Source organism: Pseudomonas sp. SED1 (assembly GCF_034044025.1).
Taxonomy (GTDB): domain Bacteria; phylum Pseudomonadota; class Gammaproteobacteria; order Pseudomonadales; family Pseudomonadaceae; genus Aquipseudomonas.
Genome location: NZ_JAXCIS010000179.1, coordinates 1 through 20,823, shown reverse-complemented (window position 1 = coordinate 20,823; position 20,823 = coordinate 1). Strand labels below are relative to the sequence as shown.

Annotated in this window: 16 protein-coding genes; 9 read left to right on the top strand and 7 right to left on the bottom strand. The window is 62.1% G+C overall.

Annotated elements, in window-relative coordinates; genetic code table 11:
- Positions 1-14: 14 nt before the first annotated feature.
- Entirely contained in the window at positions 15-1,367 is a 1,353-nt protein-coding gene (locus tag SNL23_RS23320) for a tetratricopeptide repeat protein (protein WP_318303702.1), read from the bottom strand.
- Positions 1,368-1,708: 341 nt separating this feature from the next.
- On the opposite strand from SNL23_RS23320, the gene SNL23_RS23315 reads away from it, so the two are divergent.
- The 5 genes from SNL23_RS23315 to SNL23_RS23295 all read left to right on the top strand — a co-directional run bounded on the left by SNL23_RS23315 (position 1,709) and on the right by SNL23_RS23295 (position 7,953).
- Complete coding sequence (locus tag SNL23_RS23315) at positions 1,709-3,292, top strand: ABC transporter substrate-binding protein (RefSeq protein ID WP_318303701.1); 1,584 nt, start codon at positions 1,709-1,711, stop codon at positions 3,290-3,292.
- On the top strand, positions 3,289-4,266 hold the full coding sequence (locus tag SNL23_RS23310) for an ABC transporter permease (protein WP_076015720.1): 978 nt from the start codon (positions 3,289-3,291) through the stop codon (positions 4,264-4,266). The genes SNL23_RS23315 and SNL23_RS23310 overlap by 4 nt, the downstream gene beginning before the upstream one ends.
- A complete protein-coding gene (locus SNL23_RS23305; RefSeq protein ID WP_167665612.1) occupies positions 4,266-5,093 on the top strand; it encodes an ABC transporter permease in 828 nt (275 codons plus the stop codon). The genes SNL23_RS23310 and SNL23_RS23305 overlap by 1 nt, the downstream gene beginning before the upstream one ends.
- Positions 5,090-6,670 (top strand): ABC transporter ATP-binding protein, encoded by a 1,581-nt coding sequence (locus tag SNL23_RS23300; RefSeq protein WP_318303699.1) that lies wholly within the window; start codon positions 5,090-5,092, stop codon positions 6,668-6,670. Before SNL23_RS23305 ends, SNL23_RS23300 begins: the two co-directional genes overlap by 4 nt.
- Positions 6,671-7,092: 422 nt before the next feature.
- Complete coding sequence (locus SNL23_RS23295) at positions 7,093-7,953, top strand: alpha/beta fold hydrolase (RefSeq protein ID WP_318303697.1); 861 nt, start codon at positions 7,093-7,095, stop codon at positions 7,951-7,953.
- Here the strand turns inward: SNL23_RS23295 and SNL23_RS23290 are convergent.
- The 5 genes from SNL23_RS23290 to SNL23_RS23270 all read right to left on the bottom strand — a co-directional run bounded on the left by SNL23_RS23290 (position 7,920) and on the right by SNL23_RS23270 (position 13,823).
- Complete coding sequence (locus SNL23_RS23290; RefSeq protein ID WP_318303696.1) at positions 7,920-8,642, bottom strand: L,D-transpeptidase family protein; 723 nt, start codon at positions 8,640-8,642, stop codon at positions 7,920-7,922. The two genes, SNL23_RS23295 and SNL23_RS23290, sit on opposite strands and share 34 nt — an antisense overlap.
- A gap of 83 nt (positions 8,643-8,725) precedes the next feature.
- Entirely contained in the window at positions 8,726-9,412 is a 687-nt protein-coding gene (locus SNL23_RS23285) for a M15 family metallopeptidase (RefSeq protein ID WP_412104262.1), read from the bottom strand.
- A gap of 142 nt (positions 9,413-9,554) precedes the next feature.
- Complete coding sequence (locus SNL23_RS23280; RefSeq protein ID WP_318303692.1) at positions 9,555-11,075, bottom strand: ArnT family glycosyltransferase; 1,521 nt, start codon at positions 11,073-11,075, stop codon at positions 9,555-9,557.
- Between the two features lie 59 nt (positions 11,076-11,134).
- A complete protein-coding gene (gene arnT / locus SNL23_RS23275; RefSeq protein WP_318303691.1) occupies positions 11,135-12,790 on the bottom strand; it encodes a lipid IV(A) 4-amino-4-deoxy-L-arabinosyltransferase in 1,656 nt (551 codons plus the stop codon).
- Between the two features lie 349 nt (positions 12,791-13,139).
- Complete coding sequence (locus SNL23_RS23270) at positions 13,140-13,823, bottom strand: histidine phosphatase family protein (protein ID WP_318303690.1); 684 nt, start codon at positions 13,821-13,823, stop codon at positions 13,140-13,142.
- 346 nt (positions 13,824-14,169) lie between these two features.
- On the opposite strand from SNL23_RS23270, the gene SNL23_RS23265 reads away from it, so the two are divergent.
- From SNL23_RS23265 to SNL23_RS23250, 4 genes are all read left to right on the top strand, one after another.
- Positions 14,170-14,838 (top strand): ABC transporter ATP-binding protein, encoded by a 669-nt coding sequence (locus SNL23_RS23265; protein ID WP_167665606.1) that lies wholly within the window; start codon positions 14,170-14,172, stop codon positions 14,836-14,838.
- Position 14,839: 1 nt separating this feature from the next.
- Positions 14,840-17,314, top strand: a complete 2,475-nt coding sequence (locus SNL23_RS23260; protein WP_318303689.1) for an ABC transporter permease — start codon at positions 14,840-14,842, stop codon at positions 17,312-17,314.
- A complete protein-coding gene (locus tag SNL23_RS23255) occupies positions 17,304-18,368 on the top strand; it encodes a lipocalin-like domain-containing protein (protein ID WP_318303688.1) in 1,065 nt (354 codons plus the stop codon). Before SNL23_RS23260 ends, SNL23_RS23255 begins: the two co-directional genes overlap by 11 nt.
- Before the next feature lie 121 nt (positions 18,369-18,489).
- Entirely contained in the window at positions 18,490-19,959 is a 1,470-nt protein-coding gene (locus SNL23_RS23250; RefSeq protein WP_318303686.1) for a PPC domain-containing protein, read from the top strand.
- Between the two features lie 54 nt (positions 19,960-20,013).
- Here SNL23_RS23250 and SNL23_RS23245 read toward each other — a convergent pair whose 3' ends face one another.
- The gene (locus tag SNL23_RS23245; RefSeq protein WP_318303685.1) at positions 20,014-20,691 is read right to left on the bottom strand and encodes a sterol desaturase family protein; all 678 of its coding nucleotides are present in this window, start codon (positions 20,689-20,691) and stop codon (positions 20,014-20,016) included.
- Between the last annotated feature and the right edge of the window lie 132 nt (positions 20,692-20,823).

Genomic DNA, 20,823 nt, shown 5'->3' with positions numbered 1-20,823 from the left:
TAGGCGGCCGTTATCTAAATAACGGATATCCCCCCAATCCGCGCCCGCGCCCGCAGCGCCTGCTCAGGCAACCCCAGCGCCTCATACACCACCACCAAAGCCCGATTCGTCGGCACATCCAGCCCGTCATACCGCCGGCGCAATTCCAGCGTCTGCTGCGACCCGAGCCAATCCCCAACCCGCAACCGTGCATCCAGCTCCACCTGCGCAAACAAATCCCGCTGCGCATGACTTCCGCCAATCTCATTCAGCCGCGGCAACGCTATCCCCAGCTGTTCCAACGCCCGCCGGCCATCCCCCCGGGCATGCGCCAACAACCCCCCAGCCAACGGCAACGTCACTTCCCGCCAAACCGGCCGCGCCTCCACACTGTGCCTGCGCAAAGCCGACAACAACTGATCCGCCTCAGGCTTACCCGCCCGGGCCAACCCGTACAAATACTGCACACTCAAAAACGGCTGAACCGCATCCCCAACCCGCCGCTGCAGGTAAGGCGCCAACGCCTGCCACCGCTCACCCACATCAATCCCGGCCAACTCCAGCCGCGCCAGCAACGACACCGCGCCCACCTGGTCCTGGGAGTACTCCGGCAAGATCCCCCACACATGCCGGTCATAAATCTCCAGCACCCGCTGGTCCTCACCGCGTGCCAGATAAAACAACGCCAGGTGCCACCAGTTATGGGTGTACATAAACGAGTTCAAACCGTCCCAGTGATGCTTCACCCCCTCGAGAAACCCGATGCCTTCCTCGATACGCCCCTGAGTCAGCATCACATGGGCCAGCGCGTGATGAGCCCACGGCTCGGACGCTTGCAGGCGCAAGGCTTCCCGAGCACTGGCCTCGGCTTCCTCCAGCAAATGACACTGCTCATAAGCAAACGCCAGCAACCCGTGACTGTGGGCGATATCCGGCGCACCCGCCGTGGCCTTCAACCCGATACGCAGCAGCGCCGGCCAGTTGCCCCGGTTGAATTCCAGATACTGGTTGAGCTTGGCGGCAAACAAGTCCCGGGGATAGAGGTCCAGCAGGTGCTCGCTGAGGCGCAGCACCTCATCCAGCTCATCACTGATCCAGGCCTGCAGCAGCTCCAAATACCGTAGAGCTCGGGGATGTTGCGAATTCACCGCCGCCGCTCGTTGGCGGTACTTCTCTGCCAGTGCGGGGCCTTCAGGCGACTCGATAAACATCAGCAACAGCCCGGCAAATCCACTGGCCAGCGCTGAATCGGGATCGGCGTCGGCCGCCGTGAGAATGCCCTCGGCGCGGGGCTGATAGCCGAGAAAACCACCGATGAAATCATCCAGGCCCTGACGGGTGACGGGGTTGAGGGTGTCGATGGGGTTGCCCAGATAATCCAGTGACATGCGCTTCAAACTCATGGGTTCAGATAGCGGTTAGACGGGCAAACCTTGTGCCAGTGATGGGTCCCCTCAAACTTCAAACCTTACCGTAGCAGGTGCCGAGCCTTGGCGAGGCTGCGTTGGCGGCGTACCTGACACACCGCAGACGCAGCCTCGCCAAGGCTCGGCAGCTGCTACGCACAACCATTTCTCAAGAAGGCGGGCTGTTGCTTTTTCCACACTCGTCCCGGCCACTGTGGTTTTTTCATCACTGCGGTGGCCCCTGACCGCCGCAAACCCAAGGCCATCGCCCCATGGCACAGCCCTTGCTAAATCCCTGACAAAACCTTAGTCAAGGAGTCTCCATGCGCCCTTTATCTTTTCGCCGTGTCCTTTCATACCTGGGACTTGGCGCCGTGCTGCTGGCCGGCACCGCTCAGGCGCAACCCCATGACGGCGGCGTGCTGAACCTGGTGGCCCAACCCGAACCGCCGTCGCTGATGCACGGCGTGGTCAGCCACGTGTCCACCCAGTACGTCAGCGGCAAGATCCTCCAGGGCCTGCTGACCTTCGACACCGACCTGAAACCCAAACCGGTATTGGCCAAGGCCTGGACCGTTTCCCCCGATGGCCTGACCTACACCTTCGATTTGCAGGACAACGTGCGCTGGCATGACGGCCACGCCTTCACCGGCGATGACGTGGTGTTCAGCTTCCAGACCTTCTACCCCGAAGTGGACAAGCGCCTGGGCGGGGTCTTCACCGAATACGTCGACAGCATCACCGCCAAGGGCCCGCTGCAGGTGGTGTTCCAGCTCAAGAAACCCTTCGCGCCGTTGCTCTCGGCCCTGGGCAGCGGGCTGCGGCCTGTGGTACCCAAGCACCTCTACGAGAACACTGACTTTCGCAACAACCCCTATAACCTCAAGCCTGTCGGCACCGGCCCGTTTGTGTTTGTGGAGTGGAAACGCGGCGCCTATATCAAGCTGGCAAAGAACCCCGACTACTGGAAAAAGGGCCTGCCACACCTGGATGCGATCATCTTCCACGTGATCCCGGACGGCTCGTCCCGCGCTGCGGCTTTCGAGCGCAACGACGTGCAGGTGCTGCGCAGCGGTGATGCCGACTATTCCGACCTCAAGCGCCTGACCGCCTTGCCAGATGTGCAGTCGTCGGAAAAAGGCTGGGAGCTGTATTCCGGCCTGGCCTTCCTGCAGATCAATACGCGCAAGCCACCGCTGAACAACCCCAAGGTGCGCCAGGCGATCCTGTATGCGCTGAACCGCCAGTTCATCGTCGACAACATCTTCTTCGGTTCGGGCAAGGTTGCCCCCGGCCAGTTCGTGTCCACCTCGCCGTATCATGACCCGCAATTGCCGCAGTACACCTATGACGTGAAAAAAGCCAAGGCGCTGATTGCCGAGTCCGGCGTGGACGTGGGTGCGGTGCGGATTCGCCTGCTCAACGGCGAGAAGGGCGGCGCCTGGGAGCGCTTGGCCGAATACACCAAGCAAGCCCTGCAACCGCTGGGCTTCAAGGTACAAGTGGTGACGTCCGACGCCGCCACCTGGTTCCAGCGCGTCAGCGATTGGGACTTCGACCTGACCTACAACTTCATCTTCCAGATCGGCGACCCGTACCTGACCAACGCCTACCTGTACCGCTCCGACTACATCCTCAAGACTTCGCCGTTTGCCAACGTCAGCGGCTACAACAGCCCCGAGGCCGATGCCCTGTGGACCCAGGTCGCCAACACCCCGGAAGGCCCGGAACGCACCAGGCTCTATAGCCAGTTGGAAAACGTGCTGAACACCGAGCTGCCGATCGCGCCGATCTTCGAAATGCGCTACCCGACGCTGTTCCACAAAGAGGTGAAGAACCTGCTGCAAACCGCCACCAGCCTTAACGAAGACTACGAAAGCGTCTACCTCGACGCGCCTGCACCATGAACGGGTTGCTGTATTTCAGCGGTCGCCTGCTCAAGGCACTGTTGATGATTGTGGCGGTGCTGGTGCTGGGCTTTTTGCTGATCCGCCTGGCGCCGGGTGATCCGGCGCTGCTGTTGGCCGGCGAGGCAGGGGTGGACGATGTGCAGTTCATCGAACACCTGCGCCAGACCATGGGCCTGGACAAGCCGTTGCTCACGCAGTTGCTGATCTACCTGGGCAATATCGCCCATCTGGACCTGGGTTATTCCTACCGCAACCAGACCCCGGTGTGGTCGCTGATTGCCGAGCGTTTGCCGGCGACCTTGGCCCTGATGGGCTCGGCATTTTTGCTCTCGTCGGTGCTTGGCGTCACCCTGGGGACGTTGGCCGCCCGGGCCCGGCAGAAGCGTCACTGGCTGGATGGCGTGATCTCCCACGGCGCATTGCTGCTGTATGCGATGCCGCCATTCTGGCTGGCGATGCTGCTGATCCTGTTGTTCTCCGTCAGCCTCGATTGGTTGCCGGCGTTTGGCATGGAAACGGTGGCGCAGGACTTTTCCCTGCTCGACCGGCTCAAGCACCTGCTGCTGCCGTGCGTGTCGTTGAGCGTGCTGTTCCTCGCCTTGTATATCCACCTGACCCGCGCCGCCGTGCTCGACGCCCTTGGCCAGGAATACGTGCGCACCGCCCACGCCAAGGGCCTGCACCCGCGGCGGATTTTGTACGTGCATGTGTTGCGCAATGCGCTGTTGCCGGTGGTGACCTTTGCCGGTTTGCAACTGGGCCAGTTGGCCAGCGGCGCGTTGCTGGTGGAGGTGGTGTATTCCTGGCCGGGGATTGGTCGCTTGATGTACGACTCGCTGGCCCAGCGTGACTACGGCGTGTTGATGGGCGGTTTCCTGGTGATCTCGATTCTGGTGGTGGGCTTTAACGTGTTGACCGATGTGATCTGTCGTTTTCTCGACCCGCGTATCGGTGCAGGAGTGCAAGGCTGATGCTGGTTTTCCGACGTTTTGTGCGCCAGCCTGCGGCGTTGATCGGTGCGCTGTTTTTGCTGCTGCTGACGCTGTTGGCGATCGCCGCACCCTGGCTGACCAGCAGCTCGCCATGGGAGATGAACAGCCAGCCGATGCTCGCGCCATTCCACGACCCGGCCCATTGGCTGGGCAGTGACCTGCTCGGTCGCGACCTCGCCAGTGGCCTGCTGTACGGCGCGCGAGTGTCCCTGGCCGTGGGGGCGCTGGCCAGCCTGGCGACCCTGGTGGTGGGCCTGCTGGTCGGCGCGGTCGCCGGCTATTTCGGTGGCTGGCTCGACGGTGTGCTGATGCGCATTGCCGAGTTCTTCCAGATCATTCCGCAACTGGTACTGGCGGTAATCCTGGTGGCGATCCTTGAGCCGTCCCTGTTCTCCATCGTGCTGGCCATCGCACTTGTAGCGTGGCCGGCGGTGGCACGGTTGGTGCGCAGTGAGTTCCTGACCCTGCGCCAGCGCGAATTCGTGCAGGCCGCGCGGGTGCTGGGGCAGTCGCCGCTGGGGATCATCGTCCAGCAGATCCTGCCCAACGCCCTGGCGCCGTTGCTGGTGACCATGACCTTTGTCATGGCCACGGCGATCCTCACCGAAGCGGCCCTGGCGTTTCTCGGCTTGAGCGACCCGGAAGCCATGAGCTGGGGCTACATGATCAATGCCTCCCGTGGCTTGCTGCGGGACGCCTGGTGGATGAGCTTTCTGCCGGGGTTGGCGATTGTGCTGTGCGTGCTGGCGGTCAATCGAGTCGGCGAAGGTTTGCGTGTGGCCTTTGAGCCCGGGAGGTCGCTATGACGTTGTTGAGTGTTGAGCATTTGCGCATTGCCTTGCCGGCCGGTGCCGACCGCAGCCATGCGCTGTATGACCTGTCACTGCAACTGAACCGTGGCGAATGCTTGTGTGTGGTGGGTGAATCCGGTTCCGGCAAGTCAATGCTGGCCAAGGCTTTGCTGCGCCAGTTGCCGGACTCGCTGAAGGTAGAACGCGGGCGTCTGGTGTTTCGCGACGAAGACCTGGCCGACCGCAGCGAGGAGGCCATGCGTCAACTGCGCGGGCGGGATATCAGCATGGTATTCCAGGAGCCCATGAGCGCCCTCAACCCACTGTTGCGGGTGGGCGAACAGATCGATGAAACCCTGCGCGCCCATGGCGTGGCAGCGGCACGGGTGCGGCGTCAGCGGGTGGTGGATTTGCTCGGTTATGTCGGCTTGCCCGACCCTGAGCGCTTGCGACTGGCGTATCCGTTTGAACTGTCCGGCGGGCAGCGTCAGCGGGTGGTGATCGCCATGGCCCTGGCGTTTGATCCGGCGCTGTTGATTGCCGATGAGCCGACCTCGGCGCTGGACGTGACCACCCAGGCGCAGATTCTCGACCTGCTGCGCAAGATCCAGCAGGACAAGGGCATGGCGCTGTTGTTTATCACCCACGACTTTGCCGTGGTTGAGGCGATTGCCGACCGGGTATTAGTGCTGGAAAAGGGCCGGGTGGTGGAGCAGGGCACGGCCCCGACGGTGTTGCGGGTGCCCCGTGAAGACTACACCCGGCAATTGTTGGCGGCGGTGTCGGCGCAACCGCTGGTACCGCGTACACAGGTGGCCGGTCCGGTGGTGCTCAGGGCCGAAGCGCTGGGTAAGGTATTCAGCAGTCGTAGCGGTTGGTGGGGGCGGCGTACGACTCAGGCGTTGGACGCGGTTCAGCTGCAATTGCGTGAAGGCGAAACGTTGGGGATTGTGGGGGAGTCGGGGTCGGGCAAGTCGACCCTGGGCCGGTGCCTGGTGCGTCTGTTGCGCGCTGACAGCGGGCGGATTGAGTGGTTGGGGCGGGATGTCGCGGGGCTGTCTGAAGGGCGGCTGCGAGCGTTGCGCAGTGATGTGCAGATGATTTTCCAGGATCCGTTTGCGTCGCTCAATCCACGGCAGACAGTGGGGCAGATTGTTATGACTGGGCCTTTGGTGCAGGGGGTTTCCAAGGCGGATGCCGAGCGGCGGGCCCGTGAGTTGCTGGGGTTGGTGGGGTTGCCGGCAGCGGCGTTTGAGCGGTTTCCCCATGAGTTTTCTGGTGGGCAGCGGCAGCGCATAGGCATCGCCCGGGCGTTGGCGGTGGAGCCTAAGGTATTGATCGCTGACGAGTGTGTGTCGGCGCTTGATGCATTGATCCAGGTGCAGATTCTGGAACTGCTGGAGTCGCTGCAGCGGCGGTTGAAGTTGAGCATTGTGTTTATTACTCATGACTTGCGGGTGGCTGCGCGGTTGTGTGATCGGATTGCGGTGATGCGTCAGGGGCAGGTGGTGGAGCAGGGGGAGACGGCGGCGCTGTTTGCTGATGCGCGGCATCCGTATACGCGGGAGTTGTTGATGGCTGAGGCGATCTGACTTGGGTTGTTGGGGTTGGGGGCATATCCGTTATTCAGGTAACGGCCACCTATGGTTTCGCTCTTACAGCGAGTCACGTTGCAAAAGCGGCAAAGGCGACCTGAGTGTTAGAGCAAAAGCAGAGCCGCTTTATGTGGGAGCGGGCTTGCTCGCGAAGAACCTGAGAGCGCCGCGTTGAATCAGGATGTTCGCGTTATCGTTAACGACCTTCGCGAGCAAGCCCGCTCCCACATTTGGATCGTGTCCGCCTTTGATTTTGCTGTTGCTTCAACTGAGTGGTGGGGCAAGAGCGTTTTGCTTACGTTTGACTGGGCTGGCATTCCGGCTGTTCAAAAGTGAGCCGCTGTAAGAGCGGAACCGATACAAGCCATCACCTGAATAACGGATATGTACCCAACCCTTTCACTTATTGAGAAACCTCCATGCCGACCTCTTTCACCGAACTGCCAGTGATCCAGGGCCAACAACTGGAAATCCGCCCCAATCGCCACCTGAGCATCACCCATCACGCGGGCACCACCCAACCCGACACGGTAGTGTTCTTCTGCCACGGCGCCGGCGGCAACAAAGACCAGTGGCGCCACCTATGGCAAGCCCTGAAAAACGAGGGCTACAGCCTGGTCGCCTGGGACCTCCTGGGCCACGGCGCCAGCGCAAAACCCCATAACCCAGAGGCTTACGCCTGGCCCGAACTGGTCGCCGACTACCTGGAAATCCTCAAACGCTACAGCGGCCCCCGCAACCTCATCGTCGCCCACTCCTTCGGCACCGGCCTGAGCCTGAGCGCCTTGCTGGCCAACCCCGCGATCCCCATCGAAGCCGCATTACTGCTGGGCACCCAACTGAACCGCCCCGGCAAAAGCGGCGGCCTGATGCGCCTGCCCGCATGGATGTTGGAATGGCTGCGCCCAACGCTGGCCAAAGGTTTCCGCCAGGCCGCCTGGAACGCCAAGGCCGACCCCGCACTGGTCGCCTACGAAGAAAAACTCACCGAGCGCAACCCGCTGTACATGTTCAAGGCCCTGATGAAAAACGTCCAATGGCCAGACGCCAATGCACTGCTCACCCTGACCTTGCCCGTGAGTGTGCTGGCCGGCGACAGCGACGGCCTGACCCCGGCCAGCGGCGGCGAAGCACTCGCCCGGCATTTGCCCAATGCCGAGTATCAGTTGCTGCCCGAATGCGGCCACCAACTCATGCTGGAAAAACCCGATGAGGTATTGGCCGCATTTCAGCGCCTGCTGTCAGCTCAGCGGGACGGCAGTTTCCAGCGCTCACGGTAGAGGTCGTACTGCGCCGCCGGCAGTTGCACCAGCAGCGGGTTTTCGCGCGGGTCCAGCCAGGCAAACAATGCCTGGATATTCACCGGCTCCATCGCCGTACAGCCCAATGTCCCCGCACTGACGCTGCGCCAGATATGCAGGAAAATACACGAACCGCCGTTGGCTGAAGCCGGGGTGTTGTGCTCGACAAAAATCCCCTGGCGGTACAGCTGATCCTTGCGCAGCATCCGCTCGGAGCTGGTCCAGTCCTTGTTCACCACCGAGCGGTCGACCAGGGTGTTGTAATGGCTGGACTGGCTGTCATCCACGCATTCGCGGGTGGCGGTGCTGGCGGTGTAAGGCAACCGGGTATCGGCGGTGGGGGCGTAGCCGAAGGCGCTGCCGAGCTTGAAGATGCCGGCCGGGGCCTTGCCATCGCCTTCATGCTTGAGAGGCTGCTGGTCGGGGGTTGGCGTGGTAAGGCCGGTGCCCCAGGCCATGCCGTTTTTGCCCACCACGATGGCAAACGGTTCGCCGACTTTCTGAAAGCCTTGCCCATGCCGCTCATAACGTTGTGCGGTGCCCTGAAGGGCGTTCCAGTCCGGGGTGGTGACCACGATCAGTTGCCGGCTGTCGTCGGGGATTTGCGCGAGCGCCACGTTTGAAAGCAGCGTCAGCAGCGCCGCGCAGGTTTTGATGAGCGTGTTCAACGTCGTTCAGTCCTTGAAAAGAGGGAAACCTCAAACGCTAGTTTTCGCCCCGGGCTTTATCAAGCTGAAGCTGTGTTTTGATGTTACCGCAGCGGTTCGATAGGGAAGTCCATCGGCTCGGCCCGCACCGGGTTTCGGCTATAGGTGAAGTGCCACCATTCGCCGGCATAACCGGCAAAGCCTTCCTTGGCCATCGCAGCGCTCAGCCGTTGGCGATTCTGCCGTGCCGCCTGGCTGATGTGGGGGCTGTTGGTATGGGCCATTTCGTCGAAGCAATCAAAACCGGTGCCCATGTCCAGGCCGCCATCCGGCAGGCGTCGTCCGTAATCGGCCGCGCAATCCACAACGGCGGTGTTGGCGCTCCAGGCCTGGGCAGGCAGGGCATCGGGGCTTGTCAGGGTGACGTCCACTGCCGCGCCGCGGGAGTGGTTGGAAACCTTGGCCACATAGCCCAGGCGCCAGAAATCCTGCTTGTTCACCCGAGGATAGAACTCGGCCTTGGCCGGATCGCCCGGCAGGCTGGCGAAGCGGCCCATGTTCGCGACGGCACGGCTGGGGCGATAGCAGTCGAATACCTTCAAGCCGTAACCCTGCCTGGCCAACTCGGCCTGGACCCGCACCAGTGCCTTTGCCGCGTCGGCAGACAGCACGCATTCGGCGGCGTTGTAGCCGTCCAGCGGTGCTCCGGTGAAGTTGTGGGGGCTGGCGTAGCGAATGTCCTGGGCGATGCTCGGGTCGAGGCTTCGCAGGTAAACCATGTTGGCTGGCATCGGCGTGTCTGCCGCTGCCGGCGCGGCGAGCACCAGGAGGCTCAGGACGGCAACTGCGGGGAAAGAGTAGGGCATGGGCGGCCGGGCTCGGGCGGTGGCTTAAGCGCGCCACACTAGCAATGCCCGGCCCATGCCGCCAGTGCTAGGGCGCGGCGCCGGGCACAAACGCCACACTGCCGCCGTCACGCTTGTGGAACAACCGTTCGCCGTTGTCCGGCTGGGTCGTGATGACCTGATGATCGTTGCCCAGATAGGCCAGCGGCGTTGGGTCATCCTTGGTGGACTGCGTGACAATAATCGTGCGCTTGGGATCAAAGGTGCGGCCGCTGGTTTTTTCCAGCCAGGCCATGAACGCCGCACTGTCGCCCTGGCGCGGAAAATCCTGGGTTTCGGCCACGTAGTAGAACGGCGCGCCGTGATTTTGCAGGGACATCGGCACCTTGTTGTCGACTTCCACCATCACCATTTGCCACTGATCCCACGCTGCGCTTTTCTCCGCCTGCGCTTGCACGTCGGCAGCGAAACGGGTCACGCCGCCGTTGCCATTGGTCCACGGATACACCACCCCGAGCACCAGCAGCATCACCCCGGCGGCGATGCCGAAGCCGCGGTACCAGGCTCGGCCGACCGTGCCGTTGCGGGCGATACGCTCACTGACCCACCACGCCGCCAGCAACTGCGCGAACGGCACCAGCGGCAGCACGTAGTAACTGCGTCGGCTGCCGCTGGCGGTGAAGAACACAAACAGCAGGCCCAGGCCCCACACCAGCCAGCGGGTGTTGGGCGGGGTGTCGCGCCAGTGCCGCACGGCCAGCCACAGGCCGAGGATCCAGCACGGGGCCCAGGGCAAGGTGTAGGCCGGGAGGTAGATCAGGTAGGTGTAGATCGGTCCCATATGGTCAAACGGGTCGAAGAAGCGCACCACGTTTTCCCGGAACACCAGTTCCAGGCCGCTTTCACCGTAGGTCGGTGCGCCGTAGAGATGGGACAGTACAAACGGAATCGCATAGAACGCCCCGGCGATAACCACGGCCAACACCAGCCGCAGGTTGAGATGACGCTTGTAGCGCTGTTCGCTGAGCAGGTGCGGCAACAGCACCAGGCCCGGCAGTACAAAGCCGATCAGCCCCTTGAACAGCGACGTCGCCGCCAGTAACAGGAAGAACACCGTGTAGCGCCCCAGCCGCGTGTCGTCCGGCCCCCGCCAATACCACCAGACGGCCGCCAGCACCCCGCACACGGTCAGCACGTCCGCCGTGGCCACTCGGGCCCAGAAGATGAAGTAGAAGGTGGTCGCGAGCATCCAGCCGGCAATCAGGCCGGTGCCTTTGCGAAATAGCCGCTCGCCGATCAGGTAGACCAACCAGATGCTCAGCCACGCCGAGATGACCGAAGACAGGCGCAACGACCACGGCCCCAGGCCGCCCATCAGGTTGGCAAAACCGGTGATCAGCCAATACGACGGCAGCGGTTTGTCGTAGTACGGGGTGCCCTTGAGGTACGGGTCAAAGTAGTCGCCGCTTTGCAGCATCTGCAGGGTGATGTTCGCCCAGCGGGTTTCCGGGCCCCACAGGTCGCGGGCGCCCAGGCCCAGCAGCAGGATTACGGCGGACACGCCAAGGAGCAACAGCAGGGCGCCGCGGTCGGTTTTCCAAAAATTCATGGAGCAGTTCCGATGTGGGATGAGCGTTGAATGGGTCACCCCACATTAATGCGGCTGTGTTACGGCAATGGCGGGTAAATGATGATCTCCAGATCGCCCTTGTAATAACGCTTGCCCCCCAGCGGCAGCTGGCCGGCTTCGCGCATTTCGCTGGTGCTCCTGACCCGCATCATCACGCCCACCGGGCCCTGCTGGCGCGCCTGCTTGAGCCAGGCTTGAACGCTGTCCAGATCCACCTTGCGGTGCATCGAGTCAGCGTATTGCAGGCCATAGCGCAGTTCGCCTTCAGTGTTGTAGAGCGTCACTTCGGGCCGGCGCAGGCGCCATGCCAAGGCAGACGCCGACTCCAGTTCGTTGCTCAGCAGCGCATGGGTCTGTTGCAGCTCCTCCAGGTGCTGGAGCACGAACTGGTCAGGCATCTGGTTATCTTCGATCACCGCCGGCATGCCGGCGGGCAACAGCGCCACCAGCAGGCCAATGCCCAAGGCCGGCATCGCCCACAGCACCAGCGGGCGGAACGCTTGCAGCAGGTTGGCGAGCATCCAGCCCATCAGCACGATGAACGTCAGGGACAGGTTGAACATCTCGCTGTGGCTGTTGCCGTACAACGGCCGGTCGATTTGCAGGTAGATCAACGTCACCATCGCCGCGAGGCCGATGCCCAGGTTGAGCAGGCCATTGACGCGCAGCGTGCGGGTGCGGGCGTTGGCCAGCAGGTCGATCAACGCATGGCCCATCAGCAGCGCCAGCGGCAGCAGGCACGGCATGATGTAGGTCGGCAACTTGCCGTTGCTCAGGCTGAAAAAGCCCAGGGGCAGCAGCATCCACAGCGCGAGGAAGACGATGGCGGGGTGACCTTTGTCCTTCCAGGCCTTGCATAGCGTTGCTGGCAGCAGCGCCGCCCACGGCAGGCAGGACACCACCATCAGCGGCAGGTAGAACCACCACGGCCGCGCATGTTGGGCGTTGTCGGAGGCAAACCGGCGAATGTGTTCGTGCCAGAAAAAGAAGCGCCAGAAGTCCGGCTCCTGCAGGTGGACCGTCAGCGCCCAGGGCAGGCACACCACGACCGCCGTCAGAATCGCCAGCGGGCCGTAGCGCAGCAGCTCGCCCAGGCGGCGCTGCCAGAGCATGTAAGGCAGGGCGATCAGTACCGGCAGCAGCCACGCAAGGAAGCCCTTGGTCATGAAGCCCATGCCGCAGGCCACACCCAATAAAGTCCAACTGGCGAGGCGGGTACGTGGGTTGGCACTGTCGAGGGCAAACCACAGGGCCACGAGGCTCAGGTTGACCCAGAAGGTGAATTGCGGATCCAGGTTGGAGTAACCCGCTTGCCCGGCCACCAGGCCGAAGCTCATATACAGCAGCGCGCAGGCAAAACTCTTGCGCGGGTCGTTCCACAGCCGGCGGGCGATCAGGTAGGCGAGCATGACGCTCAGGCCTGTGGTCAGCGCGGAGGCGATGCGTACACCGAACAGGTTTTCACCGAATATCGCCTGGCCCAGCGCGATCAGCCAGTAGCCGGCGGCGGGTTTTTCGAAATAGCGCACGCCCATGAAGTGCGGTGCCACCCAGTTGCCGCTCATGATCATTTCCTGGCTGATCTGGGCGTAGCGGGTTTCGTCGGGAATCCACAGGCCGTGCAGGCCCAGCGGCAACAGATAGAACATCACGAATGCCAGCAGCAATACGGGCAATGGTTTAAGGCGGGTCATGAATATTGCACTCTCAAGCGGTATTGACGGCGGATCAGCGCGAGCACTGGAACAGCCATGCGCGAGGGGTGAAGCGTGGTTGTGGTCGGGTAAACATCCGGCACAGAACGTTATTCCTTGAACAGTCTGTTAGTGGGCGCGAAACTGAGTGTGCATGCGCCCTGGTTAAGTTCGTTAAACGTGTGGCGTCCAATGAAGCATCGAAAATCTTCGTCATGTTGTTAACTTGTGAAAAGTTAGCGAGCTAAGAGTTTTCTGAAAAAACGCCTATTAAAAATAGGTAGAAGATGCCATGGCATGGCTGTCTTTTTGCTGAACGAACTTGAATGATTAAATGTAAAGAAGTGTTCTAAAGTTGTTTAAGTGCGGCCGCCCAGTCCTTGCTGTTCATAATGCCCAGCGCCTTGAACTTGCCATTGGGCAGAAGCTTTACAAACAATGCACTGCCGTATTCGGCATGTGCAGCATGTTCGAAGCCCAGCGCCTCCTCGAAGTCGCTGATGCAGGCGCTATGAGTGACAAGCAGCAAGTTACGATCAGGCTGTTTATGGGGGCGCAGTTCTTCGCCGATGGCAGGGCCGCAGATGGCCAGCGGGCCAGGTGACAATTCGGCCTTGCCAAACATGAACAGCGAGGTCTGCGCGGTGCGGGTCGTGGGGCTGCTCAGGACGTCAGTGTTTTCCATGCCCAGGGTCTGAAACGCCTTGCCCACAGCGCTGGCGGACAACGTGCCGAGGGTGGTCAGGCCGTCCGCCGGGCCGAGGCAGGGGTTGTTGGAGCGGTCACAGCGCTCTTCATGGCGCACCAGTATTACCAGGTCTCCGTTGCGCCAGGCTTCCAGCACGCCGGAAGTGAGCAGGCGATGGCCCACGCCCAGGTCAAGCGGCGATCTTGGCCACCAGATAAATGCTGTTAGCGCGAGGCTGACCATCACGATACCCGCCACGCCAAGCCATAGCTTGTTCAACTGTTTTAAAAACGCCCAGCGCGAGCGAGACTTGCTTAGAGTCAGGTCAACCACACTATTCACCATTGGTAACTTCCAGGCGTAATCCGGTAACTGCCAGCAGCAAGTTAGGCAGGGCGCCAAGTGAAGAGCGCTTAGGCAGGAATGTGCAAAAGCGTGTCACAGGGGCGCTGTCTTTTTGCTGAACATACCGATATAAAAATTTGTTCACTTGCACTGCAAGGCTTGAAAATAATCAGCCTGTTATCTGTTCGTGGGCGGCAATTTAAAGTGCGGCAGGTGGCCGCCGGGTGAAATCGATGTGAAAAATTTGCAGGGGGTCATGGGTCGCTCCTTTTGCCCATGGTTGTGACATAAAAATGTGACAACCGTTATTCTCCGGCTTAAGTCCAGAAGCGTATGGGGAAGGGTGATGCTGCAGGTACAAGGGGTATTCAAGCGTTACGGCACGCCGCAGGGGCCGCTGGCTGTACTGGCGGGTGTCGACCTTTACCTGGGGGAGCGCAGCAGCCTGGCGTTGATGGGGGAATCCGGCAGTGGCAAAAGCACGCTGCTGCATCTGGTGGCCGGGCTCGACCAGGTCGACCGTGGCAGCATCCAGGTCGGCGATCAGCGCCTGGACCAAATGAGCGAAGCGCAGTTGGCCCACTGGCGCCGCACCGAGATCGGCCTGGTGTTCCAGCAGTTCAACCTGATCGGCAGCCTGCGAGTCGAAGACAACCTGGCATTCCAGGCGCGCCTGGCCGGGCGCCTCGATCCGGCATGGCAAGCACAGCTTGTGGAACGCCTGGGCCTGGGAGACTTGCTCAAGCGTTACCCCGAACAACTGTCCGGCGGCCAGCAGCAACGGGTGGCGGTGGGGCGAGCCCTGGCGTCGCGGCCCGGCTTGTTGCTGGCGGACGAACCCACCGGCAACCTCGACGAAGCCACCAGCGATGAAGTGCTGCAACTGCTGCTGGACCTGCTGCGGGACAGCCCTACCAGCTTGTTGATGGTGACTCACAGCCCGCGTATCGCCGCGCGCCTGGACCAGCAGGTGGTGTTGCACCGCGGCCAGGTACTTGCCGCGGATCCCCTCTGAAATGCGTGTCTTCTATTGGACGCTGCGCGCGTTGCTCAGCCATTGGCGCCGCCACCCGGTGCAGTTTTTCAGCGTGCTCACCGGCCTGTGGCTGGCCACCGCGCTGTTGACCGGGGTGCAAGCCCTCAATAGCCAGGCGCGGGACAGCTACGCCCGCGCCAGCCAACTGATCGGTGGCGAACCCCAGGCCAGCCTCGGTGCGCCGGACGGTGCCAGTTTCCCCCAGGCGCTGTTCGCCGACCTGCGCCGCGCCGGGTGGCCGGTGTCGCCGGTGGTGCAGGGCCGCGTGACGCTCAAGGGGCATGAAGACCAGCGCTTGCAAGTGATGGGCATCGACCCGGTGTCGTTGCCTGGCGGTGGCGCGGTGGCCGGGCAGACCCTGGACCGGGCGCAGATGGTCGCGTTCTTCAACCCGCCGGGACGTACCTGGATTGCACCGCAAACCTTGCAGGCGCTGGGCCTGAAAGAAGGTGATCAGCCGCTGACGGCGGCCGGGCTGGCACTGCCGCCCCTGCATGTACAACCGGACATGGCTCCCGGACTGTTACTGACTGACATTGGCTTCGCCCAACCCCTGCTGGACATGCCTCAACGTTTGTCGCGGCTGTTGCTGGACAAGGCCTTTGCTGCGGCTCATCCCGCCTTGCCGCCCGAATTGGGCGCGCAACTGCAACTCAAGCAGGCCGAAGAAAACAACCTCGCACGCCTCACTGAAAGCTTCCACCTGAACCTCGATGCACTGGGCTTTTTGTCCTTCGTCGTGGGGCTGTTTATCGTGCACGCCGCCATCGGCCTGGCCCTGGAACAACGGCGCGGCCTGCTGCGAACCTTGCGTGCGTGCGGGGTCAGCGCGCGGATGCTGATCCTCAGCCTGGCGGTCGAACTCGGTGGCATGGCCATGCTCGGCGGCCTGGTGGGCGTGGCCAGCGGGTACTTGCTCGCCAGCCTGTTGCTGCCGGACGTGGCCGCCAGTTTGCGCGGCTTGTACGGAGCCGAGGTGCCCGGCCAACTGAGCCTTAGCCCGCTGTGGTGGCTCAGTGGCCTGGGCCTGGGTTTGCTCGGCGCATTGCTCGCCGGGGCCAGCAGTTTATGGCGCGCGGCGCGTTTGCCATTGTTGGCGTTGGCCAATGCCCAGGCCTGGCATCAGGCGCATGGGCGCTGGCTTCGGCGTCAGGGCTGGGTGGCAGGCGCTGCCTTATTGATCGCGCTGCTGGCGCTGGTGTTTGGTGACAGCCTGGCCAGTGGGTTTGTCTTGATGGCGGCCTTGTTGCTGGGCGCGGCGTTGGGCTTACCGGTGGTGCTCAATGGCGTACTCAAGACGGTGTTGGGGCGCAGCCGTTCGGTGTTGGGGCAATGGTTTCTCGCCGATTGCCGCCAGCAGTTGCCGGCCCTGAGCCTGGCGCTGATGGCCTTGCTGCTGGCGTTGGCCGCCAACATCGGTGCGGGTTCGATGACATCGGGCTTTCGCCACACCTTCAACAACTGGCTGGAACAACGCCTGACCGCCGAGCTGTACCTCAACCCGCAAAACCCGGCCCAGGCCGACGCGCTGCAAACCTGGCTGGTGCAGCAGCCACTGGTGCAGGCGGTACTGCCCACCTGGCAGGTCGCGGTGCAGTTGCAAGGTTGGCCGGCGGAGCTGTTCGGCGTGGTCGACGACCCTACTTATCGCGAGCATTGGCCGTTGCTGGACGCGGCGACGGACCCATGGGGCCAGTTGCTGCAGGACGACACCCTGATGCTCAGCGAGCAAATGGCACGCAGGCTCAAGGTGCGGCTGGGCGATGTCATCAACATTCCCACGCCTGAAGGTCCATGGTCGCCCAAGGTGGTGGGGATTTACGCCGATTACGGCAACCCCAAAGGCCATCTGCTGGTGAACTCGCGGCACCTGTTGCAGCACTGGCCGGGATTATCACCGGCACGTTTCAACCTGCGGGTACTGCCCGGCAATGTACCGCTACTGGTGCGTGAAGTGCAGAACCGGTTCGCCCTGGAAGACAGCCGCATCGTCGATCAGCAGCAGCTCAAGGGTTGGTCGAGCCAGGTCTTCGAACGGACTTTTGCCGCCACCGCCGCCCTCAACAGCCTGACCCTGGGAGTAGCCGGCGTGGCGTTGTTCATCAGCCTGCTGACCCAAAGTCAAAGCCGCCTCGGCCAGTTGGCGCCGTTGTGGGCGCTGGGCGTGACGCGCCGCCAATTGATGCTGCTCAACCTCGGCCAAACCTGGCTGCTGGCGGTGCTGACTCTAATACTGGCATTGCCGTTGGGCTTGCTGCTGGCGTGGTGCCTGGATGTAGTGATCAACGTCCAGGCCTTCGGCTGGCGCCTGCCGTTGCAGGTATTTCCGTGGCAACTGGCGCAACTGCTGGGGCTGGCGATGTTGGCCACCTTGCTGGCGTCGGCCTGGCCGCTGTGGCAGTTGTACCGCAGTCGCCCGGCGGATTTGTTGAGGACCTTTGCCAATGAAGATTAAGTGCCTGCTTTGGGCGACCTTCCTGCTGCTCGGCGCCTGCGACAAACCGCCAGCGCCTGAAGTAAGCTTCGCCGGGCTGGGCAGCCAGGCGGCGGACTTTGCCCAAGTGGTGCCCGGCAAAGTCTTCAGCTTTCCCGAGGACCACGGCCCCCATGACGGCTATCGCATCGAATGGTGGTACCTCACCGCCAACCTCAAGGATGGCGAGGGCAATGCTTACGGCGTGCAATGGACGCTGTTTCGCAACGCGCTCAAGGCCGGGCCGACGCAACCGGGCTGGCACGACTCGACGATCTGGCTCGGCCACGCCGCCGTGACCTCGGCTACCCGGCATTATGCCGCCGAACGCTATGCCCGTGGCGGCGTGGGTCAGGCGGGCGCCCAGGCGGTGCCATTCAATGCCTGGATCGATGACTGGAATTTCGCCACCCGCCTCGATGCCGCCAGCCCTCTGGCGGACATGCAGTTGAAGGCCGCCGGAGAGCATTTCAACTACGACCTGCACCTGACCTCCAGCCGCCCATTGGTGCTCCAGGGCGATAACGGCTACAGCCGCAAGTCCGACCAGGGCCAGGCGTCGTACTACTACAGCCAGCCGTTTTTCCAGGCGGATGGCCGCGTGACCATCGATGGAAAACCTTATCAAGTCACCGGCACCGCCTGGCTCGACCGCGAATGGAGCAGCCAGCCCCTGACCGCCAGCCAGACCGGCTGGGACTGGTTCTCCCTGCACCTGGACAGCGGCGAGCAGCTGATGCTGTTTCGGGTGCGGCAGACAGACGGACCGTCGTACCTGACTGGCACCTGGATCGACAAGGATGGCCACACACAGACCCTGCACAACCAGGATATTCAACTGACGCCACTGGGCACGACCGCGATCGATGGGCGCAGCATTCCCACCCAGTGGTCATTGAAAATTCCGGGCAAACATCTGGATATCACCACGGAAGCGGTCAACCCAAAGGCCTGGATGAACCTGAGCATTCCCTACTGGGAAGGGCCGGTGAAATTTCAGGGCGGGGTGGGGTACCTGGAGATGACTGGGTATTAATTGTAAGAATCGGCTTACAAAATACTGGACATACATACAGTAATTAATTAGATTCCATCCCAGGTGACCGGATGTCACCGGTTACCTGAGCTTCAATTTTTTAACTATGGATGGATAAAAAATGAAATCTAAAAAAGCCTTTGTATTGGGCGCGGCCATGATGGCTGTCAGCTTCGTTTCGGCCTTTGCCCTGGCCGAGCAATACCCGTCGCAGAGCAGCGTGCATCTGAGCGAAAAAAGCTTGAGTGCAGCGGTCAAGGGGGCCCTGAAATCTGGTGGCAAGGTGCAGGCCTCCGCGTCTTCGGCGCAGGTCCTGGACAAGCTCAAGGCTGCACAAAAAACCAAGACCCTCGGTGTGCCCAAGAAGGCTGCCAGCGTCGCGAAGCCTTCTGAAAGTGTGCAGGTCTCGCCGGCCACCCGGCTGGTAAAACCGGCCAAGGCGCCTGCGGCCCAGGCCGCGTTTGTACCGCTGTGCGACAGCCTCGACATTAACGTCGGTTACAGCTATGACGGCTTGCAGAGCGGCGAATCAAAGTGCTTCCACTTTAATGTGCCCGCCAAGGCCAAGGTGCAGATCTACCTCGCCGGCCAGCAGCCGGGGACCGAAATGGCCCTGACGCTGTTCCAGGACGACGGGCAGAACAACCTGACGGCACTGATCACTTCTGATAACCCGGGCAACAGCGACGAAGTCATCAGCGGCATGCTTGAAGCCGGGGACTACTACTGGTTCCTGGAGGCCAAGGTTGCCGACGGTTCGGCCTTCGACTTCGGCGCGATCGTCAACACGGCAATTGACGCCTACGAGCCCAACGACACTCCAGAAACGGCGTTCGCGCTGCCGGACCGCTTGAATTATCTGGCGGGCAACCTCGACAGCCCGGATGACGTTGACTACTTCGATTTCGCCGCCGTACGCGGGCAGGGTGTCAGCCTGTTCCTCGGTGATGACGACAAGGGCGTGCGCAATCAGTGGATCTTCGAGTACTTCAACGGCAGCGCCTGGGTCAACATTCCGGGTGGCTCGACGGCGACCTTTCCGAGCCGGGCGCCAGGTTTTGTGTACAAGGCGCGCGTGCGGGCCAACCCCGCTGAGGCGTGGGATGCCACGTCCGAGTACAAGCTGACGTTCGGTTCGAGTCCGCGCCTGACGGACTCCGATGCGAGGGGCGGAACGGTGACCCGAATCCCGGTGGGCATCGCACCTCTGGCGACCCAGGTTGGTCGTCTCATGACCTGGAGAACCGAATGGAAAGACAGCACTGGCGTACCGTTGGTGGGGGTCACTTCACAGCTCAAGGTCGACAAGCGTTTTGTTCCGGGTCCGGACTTTAACTGGACGGTATTCTCGGACGTCACCGACAGTGCTGGCAAAACATCCGGAAGCGCGGAATTGGGCGGTTGTGTAGGTGACTACCGTGCCCAGTACTACGACAGCAGCACGGGCGTGAAGTACCTCTGGGACACCTGGTACAACGTCGGCGGCTGGCGCATCGACCTCAAGGAACTGCCGAATGTCGGCGTCGGTGGCGATAACGTTGCCTATGTGAGCCTGGGGCATATCTGCAGCCAGGACATCATTGGCCGATAACGGGCGCACAAGAGCCCTCTGAACTGTAAACGCTCCACTTAGGTGGGGCGTTTTTTATGGGTCTTTTTTTGATTCACGCGCTGGTGGTTCCCAATGCAGGGTGCCGAACAGGTAGTCCATCAGCGGCAGGACGATATTGAAGTTGCGCCCTTGCATCAGTTCACGACGGTGATGGAGGGCGTGCAGGTGATGCATCTGGCGGATCCACGGCAGGCGGGCCAAGGGGTGGTCGGGGTGCAGGTGTTCGCAGGCGTGGAAGCATTCATAGAGCAGATAGCCGAGGATCATGCAGCCGGCGAACAGGCCGGCGACGTTGGGGTTGAGGTGTTTGAGCAGCCACCAGGCGGGGAGGGTAACGGCCAGGCTGTGGAGCAGGATGAGCCAGGCGGGGAACAGGATGACGCGCCAGTCTCGCGGGCTGTCGTAGGTCATGTGGCCAGGGGTGAAGAAGCTGTGGTGGTCGCCGGTGTGGCGGGCGTAGAACAGGCGGGCGAGGGTGTGTTTGTGGTGGCCCAGATGGCGGTGGACGAGGTAGATGCACAGGTTGAAGAAGATCAGGGTGAGGGGGATGGTCAGCCATTCCAGGGGTTGGATTTGTTGGGTGGTGGACCAGAACAGGGTGATGCAGAGCAGGCCGTAGCCGAGGACGAAACCGGCGTGGAGCCATGGGTTGTAGTGGGGGGTGATGCTTGCGCGGTAGCTGGCGCGGAAGGCCTCGGTGGGGTGGGTCATTGGGGGGCGCTCGGTGTTGTTTTTGTTGGGGGTGAGCTTAGTTGGGATTGGGGGGATTGCTTGGCTTCGCGGGGGGGATTCCTGTGTACATATCCATTTCTTCGGTAACGGCGGCTTATGGTTCCGCTCTTA

Coding starts and splice junctions, on each gene's coding strand:
- SNL23_RS23320 (WP_318303702.1), bottom strand. CDS start 1,367: ATGTCACTGGATTATCTGGGCAACCCCATCGACACCCTCAACCCCGTC.
- SNL23_RS23315 (WP_318303701.1), top strand. CDS start 1,709: ATGCGCCCTTTATCTTTTCGCCGTGTCCTTTCATACCTGGGACTTGGC.
- SNL23_RS23310 (WP_076015720.1), top strand. CDS start 3,289: ATGAACGGGTTGCTGTATTTCAGCGGTCGCCTGCTCAAGGCACTGTTG.
- SNL23_RS23305 (WP_167665612.1), top strand. CDS start 4,266: ATGCTGGTTTTCCGACGTTTTGTGCGCCAGCCTGCGGCGTTGATCGGT.
- SNL23_RS23300 (WP_318303699.1), top strand. CDS start 5,090: ATGACGTTGTTGAGTGTTGAGCATTTGCGCATTGCCTTGCCGGCCGGT.
- SNL23_RS23295 (WP_318303697.1), top strand. CDS start 7,093: ATGCCGACCTCTTTCACCGAACTGCCAGTGATCCAGGGCCAACAACTG.
- SNL23_RS23285 (WP_412104262.1), bottom strand. CDS start 9,412: ATGCCAGCCAACATGGTTTACCTGCGAAGCCTCGACCCGAGCATCGCC.
- SNL23_RS23280 (WP_318303692.1), bottom strand. CDS start 11,075: ATGAATTTTTGGAAAACCGACCGCGGCGCCCTGCTGTTGCTCCTTGGC.
- arnT (WP_318303691.1), bottom strand. CDS start 12,790: ATGACCCGCCTTAAACCATTGCCCGTATTGCTGCTGGCATTCGTGATG.
- SNL23_RS23270 (WP_318303690.1), bottom strand. CDS start 13,823: ATGGTGAATAGTGTGGTTGACCTGACTCTAAGCAAGTCTCGCTCGCGC.
- SNL23_RS23265 (WP_167665606.1), top strand. CDS start 14,170: ATGCTGCAGGTACAAGGGGTATTCAAGCGTTACGGCACGCCGCAGGGG.
- SNL23_RS23260 (WP_318303689.1), top strand. CDS start 14,840: ATGCGTGTCTTCTATTGGACGCTGCGCGCGTTGCTCAGCCATTGGCGC.
- SNL23_RS23255 (WP_318303688.1), top strand. CDS start 17,304: ATGAAGATTAAGTGCCTGCTTTGGGCGACCTTCCTGCTGCTCGGCGCC.
- SNL23_RS23250 (WP_318303686.1), top strand. CDS start 18,490: ATGAAATCTAAAAAAGCCTTTGTATTGGGCGCGGCCATGATGGCTGTC.
- SNL23_RS23245 (WP_318303685.1), bottom strand. CDS start 20,691: ATGACCCACCCCACCGAGGCCTTCCGCGCCAGCTACCGCGCAAGCATC.